A 15453-nucleotide genomic window follows, 5' to 3' on the forward strand; every position below is an offset into this window, starting at 1 on the left:
CGTCACGCCCGGCTTGGTTAAGATAACGCCCACTCTTCGATATGCCTACCTGATGCCTCTATCCCAACGCCGGCCCCTGCTCAAAAGAATATTCGCCAGCAAGATCACGCTTCTGCTGATCGCCTGCAATATCGCCGTGTACGGCGTGGCGGGGTTTTTGGACTCGCGCGCGTTCGAAAGCCTGAGCGAAACCTCGTTCCTGATCGATTGGGGCGGAAACGTGCCCGCCTTGACCTTGTCCGGGGAATACTGGCGCCTGTTCACCAGCATGTTCCTGCATGTCGGCTTCCTGCATCTGGCAATCAACATGCTGGCGCTGTGGTCGCTGGGGATCATTCTGGAGGCGCGTATGCGCTCCTGGGTGTTCCTGGGCGTGTATCTGCTATCTGGCCTGTGCGGCAGCCTGGCTACGGCGCTATGGCATCGCGACGATTTTTTCCTGAGCTGCGGGGCTTCCGGCGCGATCCTGGGCATTTTCGGGGCGGCGATCGTTTATGGCCTGCATGACCGGCGCATGGGCCGGCCGCACATCCCTCCCGGCAATCTGCTGTTCAGCCTGGTGCTGACCTTCGGCGCCGGCTTCGCGTTCGACGTCGACAACGCGGCGCACCTGGGCGGCTTGCTGTCGGGAGCACTGCTCGCGGGTATCGCGCTATACGCCGAGCGCTTGCGGCCGATGACGGCGGCGGTGGTCCTGGCCGCGACGGGCATGCTCAGCGCCGCGGCGCTGGCGGCGGTGACGCTAGCCAATCATGACCGCGACATGCAGGAACAGCTTGCCGCCGCCCAGTTTGGGCGCACGCTGGGAAAAATGGGATTGCTGGGCTCGGATCAGGCGCTATGGAAGGCTCCGTCGCTGGATGAGTGCATTGCCGGCGCGTTGTCCGCCGCTGCGCGCGACGGATCGCAAACGCCGGATCTGCGAGGTTGCGCGAAACCCGGCGACAGGGATCTGGCCTTGTTGGCGAGGTTCATGCCGCAGCAATACCAAAGCTGCCATGCGCAGATCGCAGGGTTGCGGAAACTCTACACGGCTGCCGCTGCGCAAGAGGCATTGACCGCGGCAGACCAGTACTGCGAACTTCAAACCCGGATCTATGGCGCGGTCTTTCAAAAAGACGGCGCTGAGATCGATCCTGAAACAGCGCGCCAGACACGTTTGAAGATGAACTTCCTGCTCGACACGAAGGGGATGTATCGGACCGATTCGGCGCAATTGCGGGCGCAGGCAGCAGCCCTGAAGGCGATACTCCGGCGGCCGGGTGAACTCGCATTGGCGGTCATCAGCCGGTCTGGTTGCCCATACTGGAGTTGCGAGCGCTAGCGCCTGCGACCGGGGCCATAAGCAAACGCAGCAATAAACGGGAGGACAAGGCGCCCCGGCATTCGTAGGATGCAGGCATTGTTCATGTGCCTGGAGCAGACGCCGATGTCTTTATCTCTTGCTGGAAAAGTGGCTTTGGTGACGGGCGCGTCCTCGGGCATCGGGCGCGCGGTGGCGTTGCGCCTGGCAGCCGAGGGCGCGGCGCTGGTGCTGACGGCCAGGCGCCGTGATCCGCTGGAGCAGGTGGCCGATGAGATCAGAAGCGCTGGCGGGCGGGCCTGCGTTGCGGCGGGAGACGTCGCCTTGCCGGACACGCACAGACTGGCGGCGCAGAGCGCGCAGCGCGAGTTCGGCGGCCTGGATATCGCGATAAACAATGCCGGCACCATCGGGCCCTTCAAGCCGCTTGCGGAAGTGGCCCTGGACGAATGGGAACACACGCTGAGCGTCAATCTCACGGCGGCGTTCCTGGGGGCGCGGCATCAGATCCCGGCGATGCTGGAGCGGGGCGGCGGCGCGCTGGTCTTCGTGTCCAGCTTTGTGGGGACGAGCGTGGGCCTGCCCGGGATGGCTGCCTACGGCACGTCGAAAGCCGCGCTGATGGGCTTGGTCAAAGGCATTACGGCGGACTATGCCGCGCAAGGCATCCGGGCCAATGCGCTCTTGCCTGGCGGAGTGGACACCGAGATGGCCGGGAATCAGGAGCAGAAGGACTGGGCGGCCAGCCTGCACGCGATGAAGCGGATTGCGCGGGCCGATGAAATCGCCTCGGCGGCGCTGTTCCTGGCCAGCCCGATGGCAAGCTTCGTGACGGGGTCGGCGCTTTATGCGGATGGCGGCAACTCCGCGGTGAAGTGAGCGCGCGGCAAGCGCTCGCCGCGTGCGCTCAATCGTGCAAGACCGGCGCTTCGTTGGCAACCGCCTGCCGGCGCGAGTACATGTCCAGGGTTTCCTTGGCATTGACGCCCAACGGCCCGAGGACGCTATCCAGCGCCTTGGCATTGCGGGCAAGCTGATCGCGGCCGGGTAGTTCGCCGTTGACCGCCATGATGACGCGATTGCCTGTTTGCAGATTGAAGAACTCTCCGAACACCGCGGCATAGGTCGCCGATTCGCGCGCGTATAGCTGGCTCTCGGTGAACGTGTTCGCCACCGCCACGCCGCCCGGCGCGAGGATGCCGCGCACGTGCTGCAGGAACTCCAGCGTCATCAGGTGTTCAGGGATGTAGTCGACGTCGAACGCGTCCAGCATCACCATGTCGTATTGCAGGCCGTCGCGATGGGCGCGTTCGATGTGGGCGCGGCCGTCTTCCAGGAAGAGGCGTTGCCTGGGGCCTTCCTGATAGCCGAAGTAGCGCGCCGCGACCTTGCCCACGGCGGGATCGATTTCAACGGTATCGATGACGGTGTCGGGCAGGAGCGCGGCCAGGGTCTTCTGCAGCGTGGCGCCGCCCAATCCGACGATCAGGATGTTGCGCGGCTTGGGATTGATGTAGAGCGCGGTCATCATCATGCGCGTGTACGAAAACACCAGCTGCCCGGGATGCGCAAGGCTCATGCAGGTCTGGCGCCCGACGTCGTGCATGGAGTTGAAGTTCATGCAGCGCTCGCCGTTTTCCTCGAACACGAGCAGCTTGCCGAACTGCGAATCTTCGCTGTGGATCAGCTGGGGGCCGCCCGTGCCTCGCAGCAGCACCAAGGCGGCGCTGGCGATGACAAGGACGAGAATGGCGCGCAGGGCAATACGGAGCATGTAGCGGCAAGCAACAAGTGGGGGACGCGTCATCGTATCGTGCGCCGAGGCCTACCGTGCGGCGCGTTGGCGCGTGACCCCGGCTGGCAAGGCTGCGGCAACCTCGGGACAGCAGAAATCAACGATCGTTTTTTTGGAAAGACACGTTCGATATATTTCATTTCCTTAAATGCTCGGCTCTCCTTAGAATTTTGCTCGAAACGGGGCATAGATTCCCGTCCGGAAAATCAGAGGAGACCCGCATGTTCTACGATCCCGTCCCCAGGATTCAGGCCAGCGTATACGCCCGGCTGCCCGACGAGCTGAAGTGGCAAGGCCGGGACCTGAACGAGTGGGTCGCCAGCCAGCCGCAGGGCAATCCGCCGCGCTCGTTGCTGGAAGGGCCTTCCTTCGGGCCGGACGGCCTGTTGTATTGCGTGGACGTGATCAACGGCCGCGTCCTGCGTGTCGACGCGCGCGGCGAGTTCGAGCCGCTCGTGCAGTACGACGGCTGGCCCAATGGCCTGAAGTTCCATCGCGACGGCCGCATCTTCATCGCCGACTACAAGCACGGCATCATGCAGTTCGACCTCGAGCGCCGCGAGGTGCGTCCGGTGCTCGAACGCTACAACATCGAGCGCTTCAAGGGCGTTAACGACCTGTTCTTCTCGCAAGCGGGGGACCTCTATTTCACCGACCAGGGCATGACCGGCTGGCAGGATCCGACCGGCCGCTTGTTCCGCCTGCGGCCGGACGGAAAGCTGGACTGCCTGCTCGACTGCATCCCCAGCCCCAACGGCCTGGTGATGGATCTGGACGAGCACGCGCTGTATGTGGCGGCGACGCGGGCCAATGCCATCTGGAAGGTGCCGCTGCTGCGCAACGGCCAGGTCGGCAAGGTCGGCACCTTCATCCAGATGTCGGGCGGCGGCGGCCCGGACGGCCTGGCGCTGGATGCCCGGGGAGGGCTGTGCATCGCCCACGTGGGCCTGGGCACAGTGTGGTGCATGGACCCCCTGGGCCAGCCGGCCCTGCGCATCCAGTCTCCGGAAGGGCTGCACACCACCAATGTGGCCTTTGGCGGGCAGGGCGGGCGCACGCTTTACATCACCGAGTCCAGTTCGGCCAGCATCCTGCGCGTCGAACTCGACGTGGCGGGTAAACCCATGTACCTGCCGGCGCCGCAGGCGCAGGCTCTCTGAACACCACATACCCCAACTACCAAAAGGACGGAAAAGATGGATCAGGCAATTGTGCTGGGCGCGGGCACCATGGGGGCCGACGTCGCCGCCGGCTTTCATGCGGCCGGCTGGCGCGTATGGCTGGTGGAGCCCGACGCGGCGGCGCGCGCGGCGGCGACGCGGCGCGTGAACGCATCCAGCGAAATGATCGGCGGGCAGGCGGACGCCGGGCGCATCGTCACCAGCGCGACCATGGAGGAAATCGACTGGCGCGATACCCGCATCGTGGTCGAGTGCGTGCCGGAACTGCTGGAAACCAAGCGTGCGGTGTTCGCCCGTCTGGAACAGCTGGCGCCCGCTTCGATTCCCTTGACCAGCAATTCGTCGAGCTTTCCCATCAGCGCCATCGGCGAGGGCTTGCAGACCCGCGCACGCATGGTGGGCCTGCATTACTTCATGCCGGCCCATCTGGTGCCCGCCGTGGAGGTGATACGCGGCGAGGCCACCGATGAAGCCATGGCCCAGGAAGTCAGCCGCATCATGCGCGATACCGGCAAGAAGCCGGTGCAGGTCAAGCGCGACGTGCCTGGGTTTCTTGCCAACCGCATCCAGCACGCGCTGATGCGCGAGGCGATCGCGCTGGTCGAGGAGGGCTTCGCGTCCGCCGAGGACGTGGACACCGCCGTGCGCTACGGGTTCGGATTCCGCTACATCGCGGCCGGCCCGCTGCTGCAGAAGGATCTGGCCGGCATCGACATCCATTGCGCGGCGGCTGCGACCATGTATCCGCATCTGCGCACGGACGACAGGCCCAGCGCGCTCATGCGCGAGCTGGTCGAGCAGGGCAACATCGGCGTCAAGTCGCCGTCGCTGAAGGGCTTCTATCAATGGACGCCGGACCGTGTCGCCCAGGAGCAGCGGCGCTACCAGGTCGCCCTTGGCAAGGCCATGCAGATCCTGAAGGATGAGGAAGCGTTGGCCTGACGCAGATTGCGACCGGGCTTCGAGCTTGCGGATGTCAGGGTTCTTTAGCCGCCAAGGCAGCCCTGCGCCATTCCGATGCTCGCCCCAATGGGGCTGCGCTTCGGATGGCTCCGGGCCGCCTCGGCTGACAGTCGCCTAATGCGTTGGCTTCAGCCCCCCGTTTATGGGCAGATGCCGTGAGCCGGTGGCCGGGCGGAGGGATCCGAAGCGCAGCCCCACCGGGGCGAGCATCGGAATCCCGCAGCCCGGACGCCGGCGGCTCAAGAACCCTGCTTCACAACACCGAAGTGCGATCCCGGATTTCCCTCATCCGAACGCCCCAGGACTCGCATGGATTTTTTTGACAGAACATAAATTTTTTTCTCTTTTCGCAGACGAGAGTTTGCGAACATGCGCCTAGAGCTTTCAAGCCATAAGAACGCATCGGGAGACAACAATGTTCTGTAAGAATGCCGCGCGCAAGCGCATTCACATCGCCGCGGCCGCCTTCATCGCGGCAGCCGCCTTCACCGTTCCTGGCCATGCCTACGCACAGGGCGCCGATAGCTACCCCGGCAAGCCCATCCGCCTGATCATTCCGTACCCGCCGGGAGGCGCGACCGACGTGATCGGGCGCATCGTCGGCCAGCGCCTGAGCGAACAGATCGGCGGCCAGGTCGTGATCGAGAACCGGGGCGGAGCGGGCGGCAATATCGGCGCGGCCGAAGTGGCGCGCGCCCAGCCCGACGGCTACACATTGTTGATGGGGGCGCTGACTTCGCATTCGGTCATGGCGACCCTGGAGAAGGACACCATTCCCTACGATTTGCGCAAGGACTTCGCGCCCGCCGGAGTGGTCGGTTTCGTGCCGCTGGTGGCCGTGGTCAATCCCAAGCTGCCGATCAACTCGCTGGCCGATCTGGTGAGCTACGCCAAGGCGAATCCCGGAAAACTCAATTTCGCCTCGTCGGGCGCGGGCGCGCCGCAGCGCATGGCGATGGAACTCTTCAAGCAGATCGCGGGCGTCAACATCGTGCACGTGGCCTATCGCGGCAGCGGCCCGGCCATGACGGACCTGGTCGGCGGCCAGGTGGAGACGATGACAGAGACGGTGCCCGCCGCGATCTCCTTCATCAAGTCCGGCCAGCTGCGTCCGCTGGCCGTGCTGACGCCGCAGCGCGTTTCGATGCTGCCGGATATCCCCACCGCCGAGGAACAAGGCTTCAGCGGCTTCAACGTCAGTTCGCTCTTTGGCGTGATGGCGCCGGCCGGCACGCCGGCTCCCATCGTCGCCAAGATCAACAAGGCGCTGACCACGGCGCTGGCCAAGGACGATGCCAAGGCCCAGCTGTTGCAGCAAGGCGTTTACGCCGACGCGTTAGACGTCGAAGCCTCCAAGGCGCGCCTGAACGCTGAAATCGAGCAGTGGGCCAAGGTCATCCGCGACGGCGGCATTACCGCAAATTAACTGGAAGCAGCTTGAACAAGATGAGCAAGAAAAACACCGAGGCGTCGCAGGGCGAGGCCGGCGGCCTGCGCAAAGGCCTCACCAGCTATGGCGACAGCGGCTTTTCGCTGTTCCTGCGCAAGGCCTTCATCAAGGGCGCGGGCTACACGGACGGCGCGCTGGACCGGCCGGTGATCGGCATCGCCAACACGGGCAGCGCCTACAACCCCTGCCACGGCAACGCGCCGCAGCTGCTGGAGGCCGTGAAGCGCGGCATCATGTTCGCCGGCGGGCTGCCGATGGACTTCCCGACCATCTCCATCCACGAGAGCTTTTCCTTTCCCACCAGCATGTACTTGCGCAACCTCATGTCCATGGACACCGAGGAGCTGATACGCGCCCAGCCCATGGATGCGGTGGTGCTGATAGGCGGATGCGACAAGACCGTGCCCGCCCAGCTCATGGGGGCCGCGTCGGCGGACATCCCGGCGATCCAGCTGGTGACGGGGTCGATGCTGACGGGTTCGCACCGTTCGGAACGGGTGGGCGCATGCACGGATTGCCGCCGGTACTGGGGCAAGTACCGCGCCGAAGAGATCGACGCTCAGGAGATCGCAGACGTCAACAACCAGCTCGTGGCCAGCGTGGGCACCTGTTCGGTCATGGGCACGGCAAGCACCATGGCCTGTATCGCCGAAGCGCTGGGCATGACCGTGCCTGGCGGCGCCACGCCGCCGGCCGTCACGGCGGACCGGATGCGTATCGCTGAACTCACGGGCGCACAGGCCGTCGAGATCGCCAGGCAGCGCCTGTCGGTCTCGAAGATCCTGACCGCGGATTCCTTCGAGAATGCCATGCGCGTGCTGCTGGCCATCGGCGGGTCCACCAACGGCATCATCCACCTGACCGCCATCGCCGGCCGGCTGGGCCTGGACCTGGATCTGCAGGCGCTGGACCGCATGGGGCGCGAGACGCCCGTGCTGGTGGACCTGAAACCGTCGGGCCAGCACTACATGGAGGACTTCCACAAGGCGGGCGGCATGGCCACGCTGCTGCGCGAACTCAAGCCGCTGTTGAAGCTCGACGCGCTGACCGTGACCGGCAGGACGCTGGGCGAGGAGATCGAGCGCGCGGGGCCGGGGTTCCCGCAGACCGTGGTCAGGACCAGGCAGAACCCGATCTATCCGCAGGGCGGAATAGCGGTGCTGTCCGGCAACCTCGCGCCCGAGGGCGCCATCATCAAGCAGTCTTCCGCCAACGCCGGGCTGATGGAGCACGAAGGCCGCGCCGTGGTGTTCGAGAACGCCGAAGATCTGGCGGGCCGCATCGACGCCGCCGATCTGGACGTCACGCCGCAGGACATCCTGGTGCTGAAGAACATCGGTCCCAAGGGCGCGCCCGGCATGCCGGAGGCGGGCTACATCCCGATCCCCAAGAAACTGGCGTCGCAGGGGGTGAAGGACATCATCCGGATTTCGGACGGCCGCATGAGCGGCACCGCCTTTGGCACCATCGTGCTGCACGTCACGCCGGAAGCGGCCATAGGCGGGCCGCTGGCCTATGTCAGGAACGGCGACCGCATACGCCTGAGCGTGAGCCGGCGCGAGATCTCCCTGCTGGTGCCGGACGAAGAGCTGGACCGCCGCCGCCGCGAGCATCCAGTCACGCCGCCGACGGCCGAGCGCGGCTACAAGAAGCTCTTCCTCGATACGGTGACCCAGGCCGACAAGGGCGTGGATTTCGACTTCCTGCGCGGCGTGCCGGGCAAGTCGAAGTAGGGCTATGGCGTTACCCGGCGTGCTTCCATGTTGCCGAAGAGGGTCCGGGCATCCTGGGAAATCGACGCGGCCATCTTGGCATGATGGCCGCGGGTATTCCAGATCAGGCCGTTCCGGCGCACGGGCGCGCGGTTGGGCAGCGGGATGCGCGCCACGTCGAGCGACTTCCACATGGACGACCAGTCCGGAATCAGCGCAACGCCCAGGCCTTCGTGCACCAGCGCGACGATGGCAAGCAGGCCGTCGATTTCCAGCCGCTGCTTGGGCCAGATCTGATGGTCGCGCAGATAGCGGTCGGCCAACTGGCCGCCGTAGATGTTGCGGTCATACCGTATGAAGGGTTGGGTCGACAGCAGGGTGTGGGCGTCCTGGTCCGCAAGATGGGACGGCGCCACCACGACCAGCGGCTCTTCCATGAACGGCTGCCAGAGACAGCTCTTGGGCACGGCGAACTGCGGTTCCACCACGATGGCAGCGTCCAGTTCGCCGCTGACCACCTTGCCGCACAGGTCGATGGAGCCGCCGGGCGTGACGAAGACGCAGGCGTCCGGATGCTTGCGGTACAGCGATTTCAGTATCGGCGGCAGCACGTTCGTCAACGCGGACACGAAACAGCCGATGCGGAATTCGCCCGGCTGGTCGCCGTCGACGGCCATGGCGCGCAGATCGCGGATATTGCGGATGGCCGCCTTGGTGCCTTCGAGGATGCGCATGCCGCTCTCGGTCGGCCGCACCGAACGCCCGGAGCGCTTGACCAGCGCCACGCCCAGGTCCATCTCCAACGCCTTGATGCGCGCGGCGATGGCGGCCGAGGTCAGATCGAGCTTGCGCGCCGCTTCGGCGAATGAACCGGCTTCGACGACCGCGACGAAGCTCTGCATGCACTTGATGTCCATGATGCGATGGGCCTATTGCCCTGAAAGGAGAAACTTCAGGTTGAAGATCGCACGAACCGCTACGAACCCGGCTGCGATGGTTGCAGGCTTATCGCGCCAATTTTCCGTATGTTATAGCGTCGAGGTTGAAATCCATGATCGAGCATGAACTGGCCCAAGCGCGCCAGGCAGCAGCAAATGGCCCCGGCAAGGGGGACGGCGGGTTTCCCCCTCTGCTCAAGGTAGGGGTTTTTCCCGAGTCGGTGGAAGCGCAGTTCCGTTCGAGGTTCACGTTGATCGACGAGGAGGCGCTGCAAAACGATCCCGCGCAGGCCGAGGCGATCGGCGGCATCGTCACGCGCTCGAACTACCGGATTCCCGCCGAGCTGATGGATCGTTTGCCTGGGCTGCGCATCATCGCCACCAACGGCGTCGGCTACGACGGCATCGCGCTGGACCGCGCGCGTGAAAAGAACATCGTCGTGACCAACACGCCGGACGTGTTGAACAAGGCCGTGGCCGAATTGGCGGTGGGGCTGTTGCTCGCCTTGCTGCGCAAGCTGCCTGCGGCCGACAGCTTTGTGCGCGCGGGCGCATGGGAGGCCTCGCCCTTTCCGTTGGGGGCGAGCCTGGCGGGCAGGAAGGTCGGCATCGTCGGTTTAGGGCGCATCGGCAAAGAGATCGTCCAGCGGCTCGTGCCGTTTGAAGTGGACCTCAGCTACTTCGGCCGCACGCGCCAGGAGGCGCCGTGGCGGCATTTTGATTCTCTGCCTGCCATGGCCAGCCATGTGGACGTGCTGGTCCTGTCGTGCCCCGGCGGGGCGGCGACGCACCATATCGTCGACGCCGCCGTGTTGAGTGCGCTGGGGCCGGAGGGGCTGGTCGTCAACGTCGCCCGCGGCTCGGTGATCAACGAGGCCGACCTGTGCCATGCGCTGGCCAACGGCATCATCCAGGGCGCCGCGCTGGACGTGTTCGAAAGCGAGCCGTTGGGCGAGAGCCCGCTGCGGCACCTGTCCAACGTGATCCTGGCGCCCCATATCGGCAGCGCCACGCACGAAACTCGCCGCCAGATGGCGGAGCTGGCGATACGGAACCTGGTGTCGTTCTTTACGACGGGGAGGGCAGTTACGCCAGTGGCGTAGCTGGACGTTGGGCTGCCCGCTAGAACCACACCGTGGCAATCAACAGCGCGCAGCCCGCCGTCGCGGTGGCTGCCATGATGACGGCCAGGCGCAAGGCGATCTTGCGTTCCTTGCGGCCGACGTTGGGGTTGCCGACGTTGGCGGAGCGCAGTTGTTCCCAGGTCCACGCGGCGCCCGCTTCGCGGCTCTGCAAGGCCGAGGCGGCGTTCGCCGTGGAGCGGGAAATGCGAGTGAGCCGCAGCGCCGGATAGGCCAGCAGCAGCCCGGCCAGGAACAAGGCGCAGGCGCTGATTGCGCCCGCCGTGAAGGCCGAGTTGTCGCGCGCGGCGAACAGGATAAGGGACGCCGCCAGGCCGATGAGGTTCAAGCCGGCCAAGGCTTTCAGCGCCTGGACTCCCCAGGGGCCAGTGGCTTCCTCGGTGAAGTCTCCGACCGAGCGCCAGTAAGCGGCGTCGTTGGATGCGGCCTGGAAAAAGAAGGCGAGATCCCTCAGGAGCACGTCGCCTTGCCTGTCGTCGGGGCTCGTGTCCCGATGCCATTGGGTGGCGAACTTCCGGCTTCGATCGGCGTCCGCGTGATGCGCGCGGGCCCAGTTCTCTGCCAGACGTACCGCCGCTTCGACGGTAAGAGCCCCCGCGGGTCTTGCACTGTCTTTCATCTTTTTCATCCCCATATATGGGACATTGTACTAGGCCTGCGTGGGGGCGAGTTGATGCAAGACAGGAGGGCGAGGCGCCGCGGAGATCAAGGCAGGGCGGCGCCCGGACCTGGGGCAGGCCGGGAGAAACACACTTCGAGCAGACTGTTGCTGCGCAATTTGATGGTGACGTCCATTCGTTGCCTGCCCGGGGCGGTGGCTGCAAGCAGTCCGAGGCCCAGGGCGCCGATCCAGGCGGGAAGAAAACTGGCCAGATCCCAACCCGTGATGCCGGTGTTGTAGGGCTGCTTGAGCACCCGAGCGGTCAGTCCGTGTTCATGGCAGAACGCCTGCATCGCCGCGGCGGTTTGATCGATGTCGACGATGTTCTCAAGAAAGAACGGCTCCTGCGCCAGCATCAGGCGGACAAGTTCACCAGCAGGCAGGCGGTTCTCGAAGTAGGTGCGTACCGTGGACATATGGCGGGTTCCGGGCGTGAGCAAATCGTCATGTGCCGGTGGCTGGAAGGCAAGCATGCCAGTCTTGGGGAATAGTCTATGCCAAATCCCCCCGCTGTTACGGTCCCGATTCACCGCCTCTGTGTCTGGCGGGCCACACGCTGGCCCCGCAAACTTTGCAGGTCGCCGCGCAGTCCGTGCGGTTTGAGAGGACGTTCCATGCGCTACCGTTATGTCACCGCCGATGTGTTCACCAGCCAAGCGTACGGCGGCAATCCGCTGGCCGTCGTGTTCGACGCCCAGGGGCTGAGCGCGGTGCAGATGCAGCGCATCGCGCGCGAGTTCAACTATTCCGAAACCAGCTTTGTGCTGCCGCCGCGGGATCCGGCCCATACCGCTTGGGTGCGTATCTTCACGCCCGACCGCGAAGTGCCGTTCGCGGGGCATCCCAACGTCGGTACGGCCGTGGTGCTGGCACGAGAAATGGCTGCCTCCGGCCGGACTGTGCCGGAAACCTTTGTGTTCGAGGAAGAGGCGGGACTGGTGCGCATTGCGCTGCGCACGGGCGCAAGCGGCTCGGCCGGTGCGCAACTGCTTGCGCCGCAACCGCTGTCGCGCGCCAGCGAGGCGCCAGCCGCCGCGGTCGCGCGGGCCTTGAGCCTGGAGCCTGCGGACATCGATACCTCCACGCATGCGCCGCAGGTGGCGTCGGTAGGCCTGATCTTCCTGGTGGTGCAATTGGCCAGCCGCGGCGCCTTGCGCCGGGCCGTGCCAGACCCGGCAGGCTACGCGGCCTTGCTGCCGCTGGACGGCGCAAAGTCCATCTATGCCTACACCACCGATACGGGCGCGGGTGCACAGGCGGATGTCCAGGCTCGCATGTTCACGGGTCGCATGACCGAAGACCCCGCGACCGGCAGCGCGACGGCGGCCATGACGGCCTTGCGCACGGCCCTGCGCGGCGCGGGCGCGCTGCGCCTGCGGGTGGAACAGGGCGTGGACATGGGACGCGCCACCGTGCTGCTGGCCCACGCCGAACCGCGCGCAGATGGCGTCTGGGCGGGTGTGGCGGGAGAGGCCGTGGTGGTGATGGAAGGTACGCTGGCGGCCCCTGATGTGTCTTGAGCCTGGCGGCTCCGCGTGGCCTCGTGTATGCTGACCGCATGAACGCACCGCATTTCGCGCCGATCTCCGGCGCAACCTGCCGACGAATCGCTCGACGTTTACGTTGAGTGGCCAGTCACGTCCAGGCGCCGAACCCTCGGCGCCTATCCCTGAAAGCCACGATACTCCTCGTGGCTTTTCTGTTTCTGGCTGGTCCCGCTGTCGAGGCGTATCGCAAGGCTTTCGTTGCCATCCTTGAAGGAACGAAGCATGAGTGCGCAAGACCTCGCCATCCGGCCCTACCATTCGACCGATGAAGCCGCGATCATCCAGCTGTGGCATGACTGCGGCCTGACCCGCCCATGGAACGATCCGCGCAAGGACATCGAGCGCAAGCTTGCAGTGCAGGCGGATCTGTTCCTGGTGGGAGAGGCGGACGGCGCGATCGTCGCGACGCTGATGGGCGGCTATGACGGCCATCGCGCCTGGATCAACTACCTGGCGGTCTCGCCCGCGCATCAGCGCCGCGGCCACGCGACCGCGCTGATGCAGGCAGTCGAACGCAGGTTGCTGGAAATGGGCTGCCCCAAGATCAATCTGCTGATCCGGTCCGGCAATGCCGCGGTGAAGGATTTCTACGCGACCCTGGGCTTTCAGCAGGACGAGGTCATCAGCCTGGGCAAGCGCCTGATTCCGGACCTTTGACGGCACCGGACCAGGCGCGCGCGGCAGCGATCAGATCGCCACGGTCAGGTATACCGCTTCGCGGCCCACGATGGGCATGCGGGTGGGCATGAAGATGGTGCAGTCATCGCAGGGCGAACGGATTTCCTCGGTGCCGTTCATGGCGATGAGTTCACCCTTGGCGAAGGTCTCGAAGCCGATCACCGGACGCGTGAAGGTGAAGTCCTCGGACTTCACCATATGCACTTCGAGCAGGCGGTAGCGCTGCGGCGCGGGCGGGGGCGGCGTGCCGGCAGGCATGTCGATCAGGCCCGTGTGCGCCAGGAAGCGCAGCGTGACGTTCGTGGCCAGGTCGGCGGCGGATTGCGCGAAGTGCTGGCCGCATTCGACCACCAGCGATCCGCTGCTGTCGGAGTGCGGATCGCCATGGCGGCCGTAGCCCATGACGCCGGTGCCAGGGAAAAGGTCGGGAGGCATCACCAGATGCACCTGCGGCACGCCGACGGCGCTGGCCAGCGCCGTGTTGCGGTCCATCTCGGTGTAGACCCAGAAGGGCTGCACCGGCGCACGCGTGGAGTGGATGTCGAGCACGAAGTCGGCGGCGTCGAGCACCGGACGCAGCTCGCGGGCGCGGCGCAGTTCGGGGCTGTCTTCCGGGCCGTCCAGCATGGCTGCCGACCAGATGCGGTTCAGGTTGTGGACGAGCTGGCGGTTCTCGTAGGGGTTTTCGATATCGAAGGCTTCATAGGCTTCGACGTGCGCGAAGCTGACGGTGAGCGTGCCGATCTTGGGGCGCACGCCGCTGTCCAGCAGATGGGTCGCAGCTACCATGCCGCAGATTTCGTTGCCGTGCGTGATGGCGTTGATCAGCACGTGCGGGCCGGGGCGGCCCGACTCGAAACGGTGCACGTAGGGAATGCCGACATTGCCCTCGCGGTAGGCCGAGAGATCGCGCGGCAGGACTTCGAGCGGAGCGGTGTCGGGTTCGAAAGCGGGATTTTTCATGGGAGTAGGGCCTATTCAGGACGGATGCCGGCGCGGTCGATCAGGTCTTTGTACAACGCCAGGCGCTCGGACATCATGGCGGTGAACTGCTGCGGAGTCTGGTTCTCGGGGGGCAGCGCGCCGGCCTTTTCCAGGGATTGCGGCATGCCGTCCTCGGTGGCGGCGGTGCGCACGGCGGCCAGCAGCTTCTGGACGATGTCGGGCGGCGTGCCGGCGGGCGCGGCCAGGCCGATCCACGACATGGAGTTGAGCACGGGATAGCCCAGTTCCTCGAAGGTCGGCACGTCGGGCAGGGAGTCCAGGCGCTTGGGGGCGGCCACCGCCAGCGCGCGCATCTTGCCGACCTGGATGTGGGGCAGGAAGGGCGCCAGGTTGTCCAGCGCGAACTGCGCCTGGTCGGACAGCAGCGCGTTGATCAGCGGCGCGCCGCCGCGATAGGGCACGTGCACAGCCTGAAGTTGCAAGGTGTTCTTCAGCAGTTCGGCGTTGAGCTGACCCATGCTGCCGATGCCCGCGGTGGCATAGTGCAGCTGGTCGGGGCGCGCCTTCAGCAGCGCCACGAATTCCGCCAGGTTGCGGGCCGGCACGGCGGCGTTGGTCACCAGCACATTGGGCGTGCGCGACAGCTGCGAGATCGAGACGAAGTCCTTGATCGGGTCGTAGCCCAGGTCATTGCGCATCAGCGGGTTGGCCAGGTGCGAGCTTTGCGAGGACGCGACCAAGGTGTAGCCGTCCGGCGTGGCGCGCGCGACGCGCTTGCTGCCGATGGCGCCGCCCGCGCCGTCGCGGTTCTCGATGATGACGCTGGTACCCAGCGCCTTGCCCAGGGCGTCCGCGTACAGCCGGCCGATCAGGTCGACGGAGCCGCCCGCAGGAAAGGGGACGACCAGCGTGATGGGGCGCGAAGGATAGGCGTCGGCGCGCGCGGCCAGCGGCAGCAAGGCGGCGCCCAGGCCGGCCAGGACCAGGCTGCGGCGGGTCAAGGACGGCCCCTGGGGGTGATGCTTCATGGAACTCTCTTGTGATGTCTGCGGGTTTGGTCTAATTTGCAATGAAAATTGCAGGCTGCAATATAAGATGCAATGTATGTTGTGAGATTTGGGGTTATCACCTAGGGCCA

16 protein-coding genes are annotated in these 15453 nt (G+C 65.6%); 9 read left to right on the top strand and 7 right to left on the bottom strand.

What is annotated here, in order from left to right:
- Window positions 1-58: 58 nt before the first annotated feature.
- A complete protein-coding gene (locus ACM1PE_RS07305) occupies window positions 59-295 on the bottom strand; it encodes a hypothetical protein (protein WP_419343876.1) in 237 nt (78 codons plus the stop codon).
- On the opposite strand from ACM1PE_RS07305, the gene ACM1PE_RS07310 reads away from it, so the two are divergent.
- Both ACM1PE_RS07310 and ACM1PE_RS07315 read left to right on the top strand, forming a co-directional pair.
- Complete coding sequence (locus ACM1PE_RS07310; protein WP_419343820.1) at window positions 269-1324, top strand: rhomboid family intramembrane serine protease; 1056 nt, start codon at window positions 269-271, stop codon at window positions 1322-1324. The genes ACM1PE_RS07305 and ACM1PE_RS07310 overlap by 27 nt on opposite strands.
- Before the next feature lie 84 nt (window positions 1325-1408).
- Complete coding sequence (locus tag ACM1PE_RS07315; RefSeq protein WP_373428985.1) at window positions 1409-2182, top strand: SDR family oxidoreductase; 774 nt, start codon at window positions 1409-1411, stop codon at window positions 2180-2182.
- 28 nt (window positions 2183-2210) lie between these two features.
- Here the strand turns inward: ACM1PE_RS07315 and ACM1PE_RS07320 are convergent, their stop codons facing one another.
- A complete protein-coding gene (locus ACM1PE_RS07320) occupies window positions 2211-3077 on the bottom strand; it encodes a spermidine synthase (RefSeq protein ID WP_118933314.1) in 867 nt (288 codons plus the stop codon).
- Between the two features lie 242 nt (window positions 3078-3319).
- On the opposite strand from ACM1PE_RS07320, the gene ACM1PE_RS07325 reads away from it, so the two are divergent.
- The 4 genes from ACM1PE_RS07325 to ACM1PE_RS07340 all read left to right on the top strand — a co-directional run bounded on the left by ACM1PE_RS07325 (window position 3320) and on the right by ACM1PE_RS07340 (window position 8425).
- Window positions 3320-4258 carry an SMP-30/gluconolactonase/LRE family protein gene (locus ACM1PE_RS07325; RefSeq protein WP_059380537.1) on the top strand — a complete coding sequence of 313 codons (939 nt, stop codon included), beginning with the start codon at window positions 3320-3322 and terminating at the stop codon, window positions 4256-4258.
- Window positions 4259-4294: 36 nt separating this feature from the next.
- On the top strand, window positions 4295-5221 hold the full coding sequence (locus ACM1PE_RS07330) for a 3-hydroxyacyl-CoA dehydrogenase family protein (RefSeq protein ID WP_059380538.1): 927 nt from the start codon (window positions 4295-4297) through the stop codon (window positions 5219-5221).
- A 436-nt stretch (window positions 5222-5657) separates the two neighbouring features.
- Window positions 5658-6668 (top strand): Bug family tripartite tricarboxylate transporter substrate binding protein, encoded by a 1011-nt coding sequence (locus ACM1PE_RS07335; protein WP_419342849.1) that lies wholly within the window; start codon window positions 5658-5660, stop codon window positions 6666-6668.
- 20 nt (window positions 6669-6688) lie between these two features.
- Window positions 6689-8425, top strand: coding sequence for an IlvD/Edd family dehydratase (locus ACM1PE_RS07340; RefSeq protein ID WP_419342851.1), 1737 nt, complete (start codon window positions 6689-6691; stop codon window positions 8423-8425).
- Between the two features lie 2 nt (window positions 8426-8427).
- Here the strand turns inward: ACM1PE_RS07340 and ACM1PE_RS07345 are convergent, their stop codons facing one another.
- Window positions 8428-9321: a LysR family transcriptional regulator gene (locus ACM1PE_RS07345; RefSeq protein WP_306633158.1), complete on the bottom strand. Its 894-nt coding sequence runs from the start codon at window positions 9319-9321 to the stop codon at window positions 8428-8430.
- A 134-nt stretch (window positions 9322-9455) separates the two neighbouring features.
- Here ACM1PE_RS07345 and ACM1PE_RS07350 point away from each other — a divergent pair, with 134 nt between their 5' ends.
- Window positions 9456-10445, top strand: coding sequence for a 2-hydroxyacid dehydrogenase (locus ACM1PE_RS07350; protein ID WP_118933311.1), 990 nt, complete (start codon window positions 9456-9458; stop codon window positions 10443-10445).
- Window positions 10446-10464: 19 nt separating this feature from the next.
- Here the strand turns inward: ACM1PE_RS07350 and ACM1PE_RS07355 are convergent, their stop codons facing one another.
- Together ACM1PE_RS07355 and ACM1PE_RS07360 are read right to left on the bottom strand one after the other, a co-directional pair.
- Window positions 10465-10944: a hypothetical protein gene (locus ACM1PE_RS07355; RefSeq protein ID WP_419342853.1), complete on the bottom strand. Its 480-nt coding sequence runs from the start codon at window positions 10942-10944 to the stop codon at window positions 10465-10467.
- Between the two features lie 245 nt (window positions 10945-11189).
- Window positions 11190-11618 carry a hypothetical protein gene (locus ACM1PE_RS07360; RefSeq protein ID WP_251880860.1) on the bottom strand — a complete coding sequence of 143 codons (429 nt, stop codon included), beginning with the start codon at window positions 11616-11618 and terminating at the stop codon, window positions 11190-11192.
- Window positions 11619-11759: 141 nt separating this feature from the next.
- Here ACM1PE_RS07360 and ACM1PE_RS07365 point away from each other — a divergent pair, with 141 nt between their 5' ends.
- Window positions 11760-12665 carry a PhzF family phenazine biosynthesis protein gene (locus ACM1PE_RS07365; RefSeq protein ID WP_419342855.1) on the top strand — a complete coding sequence of 302 codons (906 nt, stop codon included), beginning with the start codon at window positions 11760-11762 and terminating at the stop codon, window positions 12663-12665.
- Between the two features lie 249 nt (window positions 12666-12914).
- Entirely contained in the window at window positions 12915-13349 is a 435-nt protein-coding gene (locus ACM1PE_RS07370; protein ID WP_059378415.1) for a GNAT family acetyltransferase, read from the top strand.
- 30 nt (window positions 13350-13379) lie between these two features.
- On the opposite strand, the gene ACM1PE_RS07375 is transcribed toward ACM1PE_RS07370, so the two are convergent.
- A complete protein-coding gene (locus ACM1PE_RS07375; protein WP_419342856.1) occupies window positions 13380-14333 on the bottom strand; it encodes a succinylglutamate desuccinylase in 954 nt (317 codons plus the stop codon).
- An 11-nt stretch (window positions 14334-14344) separates the two neighbouring features.
- Entirely contained in the window at window positions 14345-15343 is a 999-nt protein-coding gene (locus tag ACM1PE_RS07380) for a Bug family tripartite tricarboxylate transporter substrate binding protein (RefSeq protein WP_059378413.1), read from the bottom strand.
- Window positions 15344-15453: the final 110 nt, after the last annotated feature.

The organism is Achromobacter sp. PD1 (assembly GCF_048541815.1).
GTDB lineage: Bacteria > Pseudomonadota > Gammaproteobacteria > Burkholderiales > Burkholderiaceae_B > Achromobacter > Achromobacter bronchisepticus_A.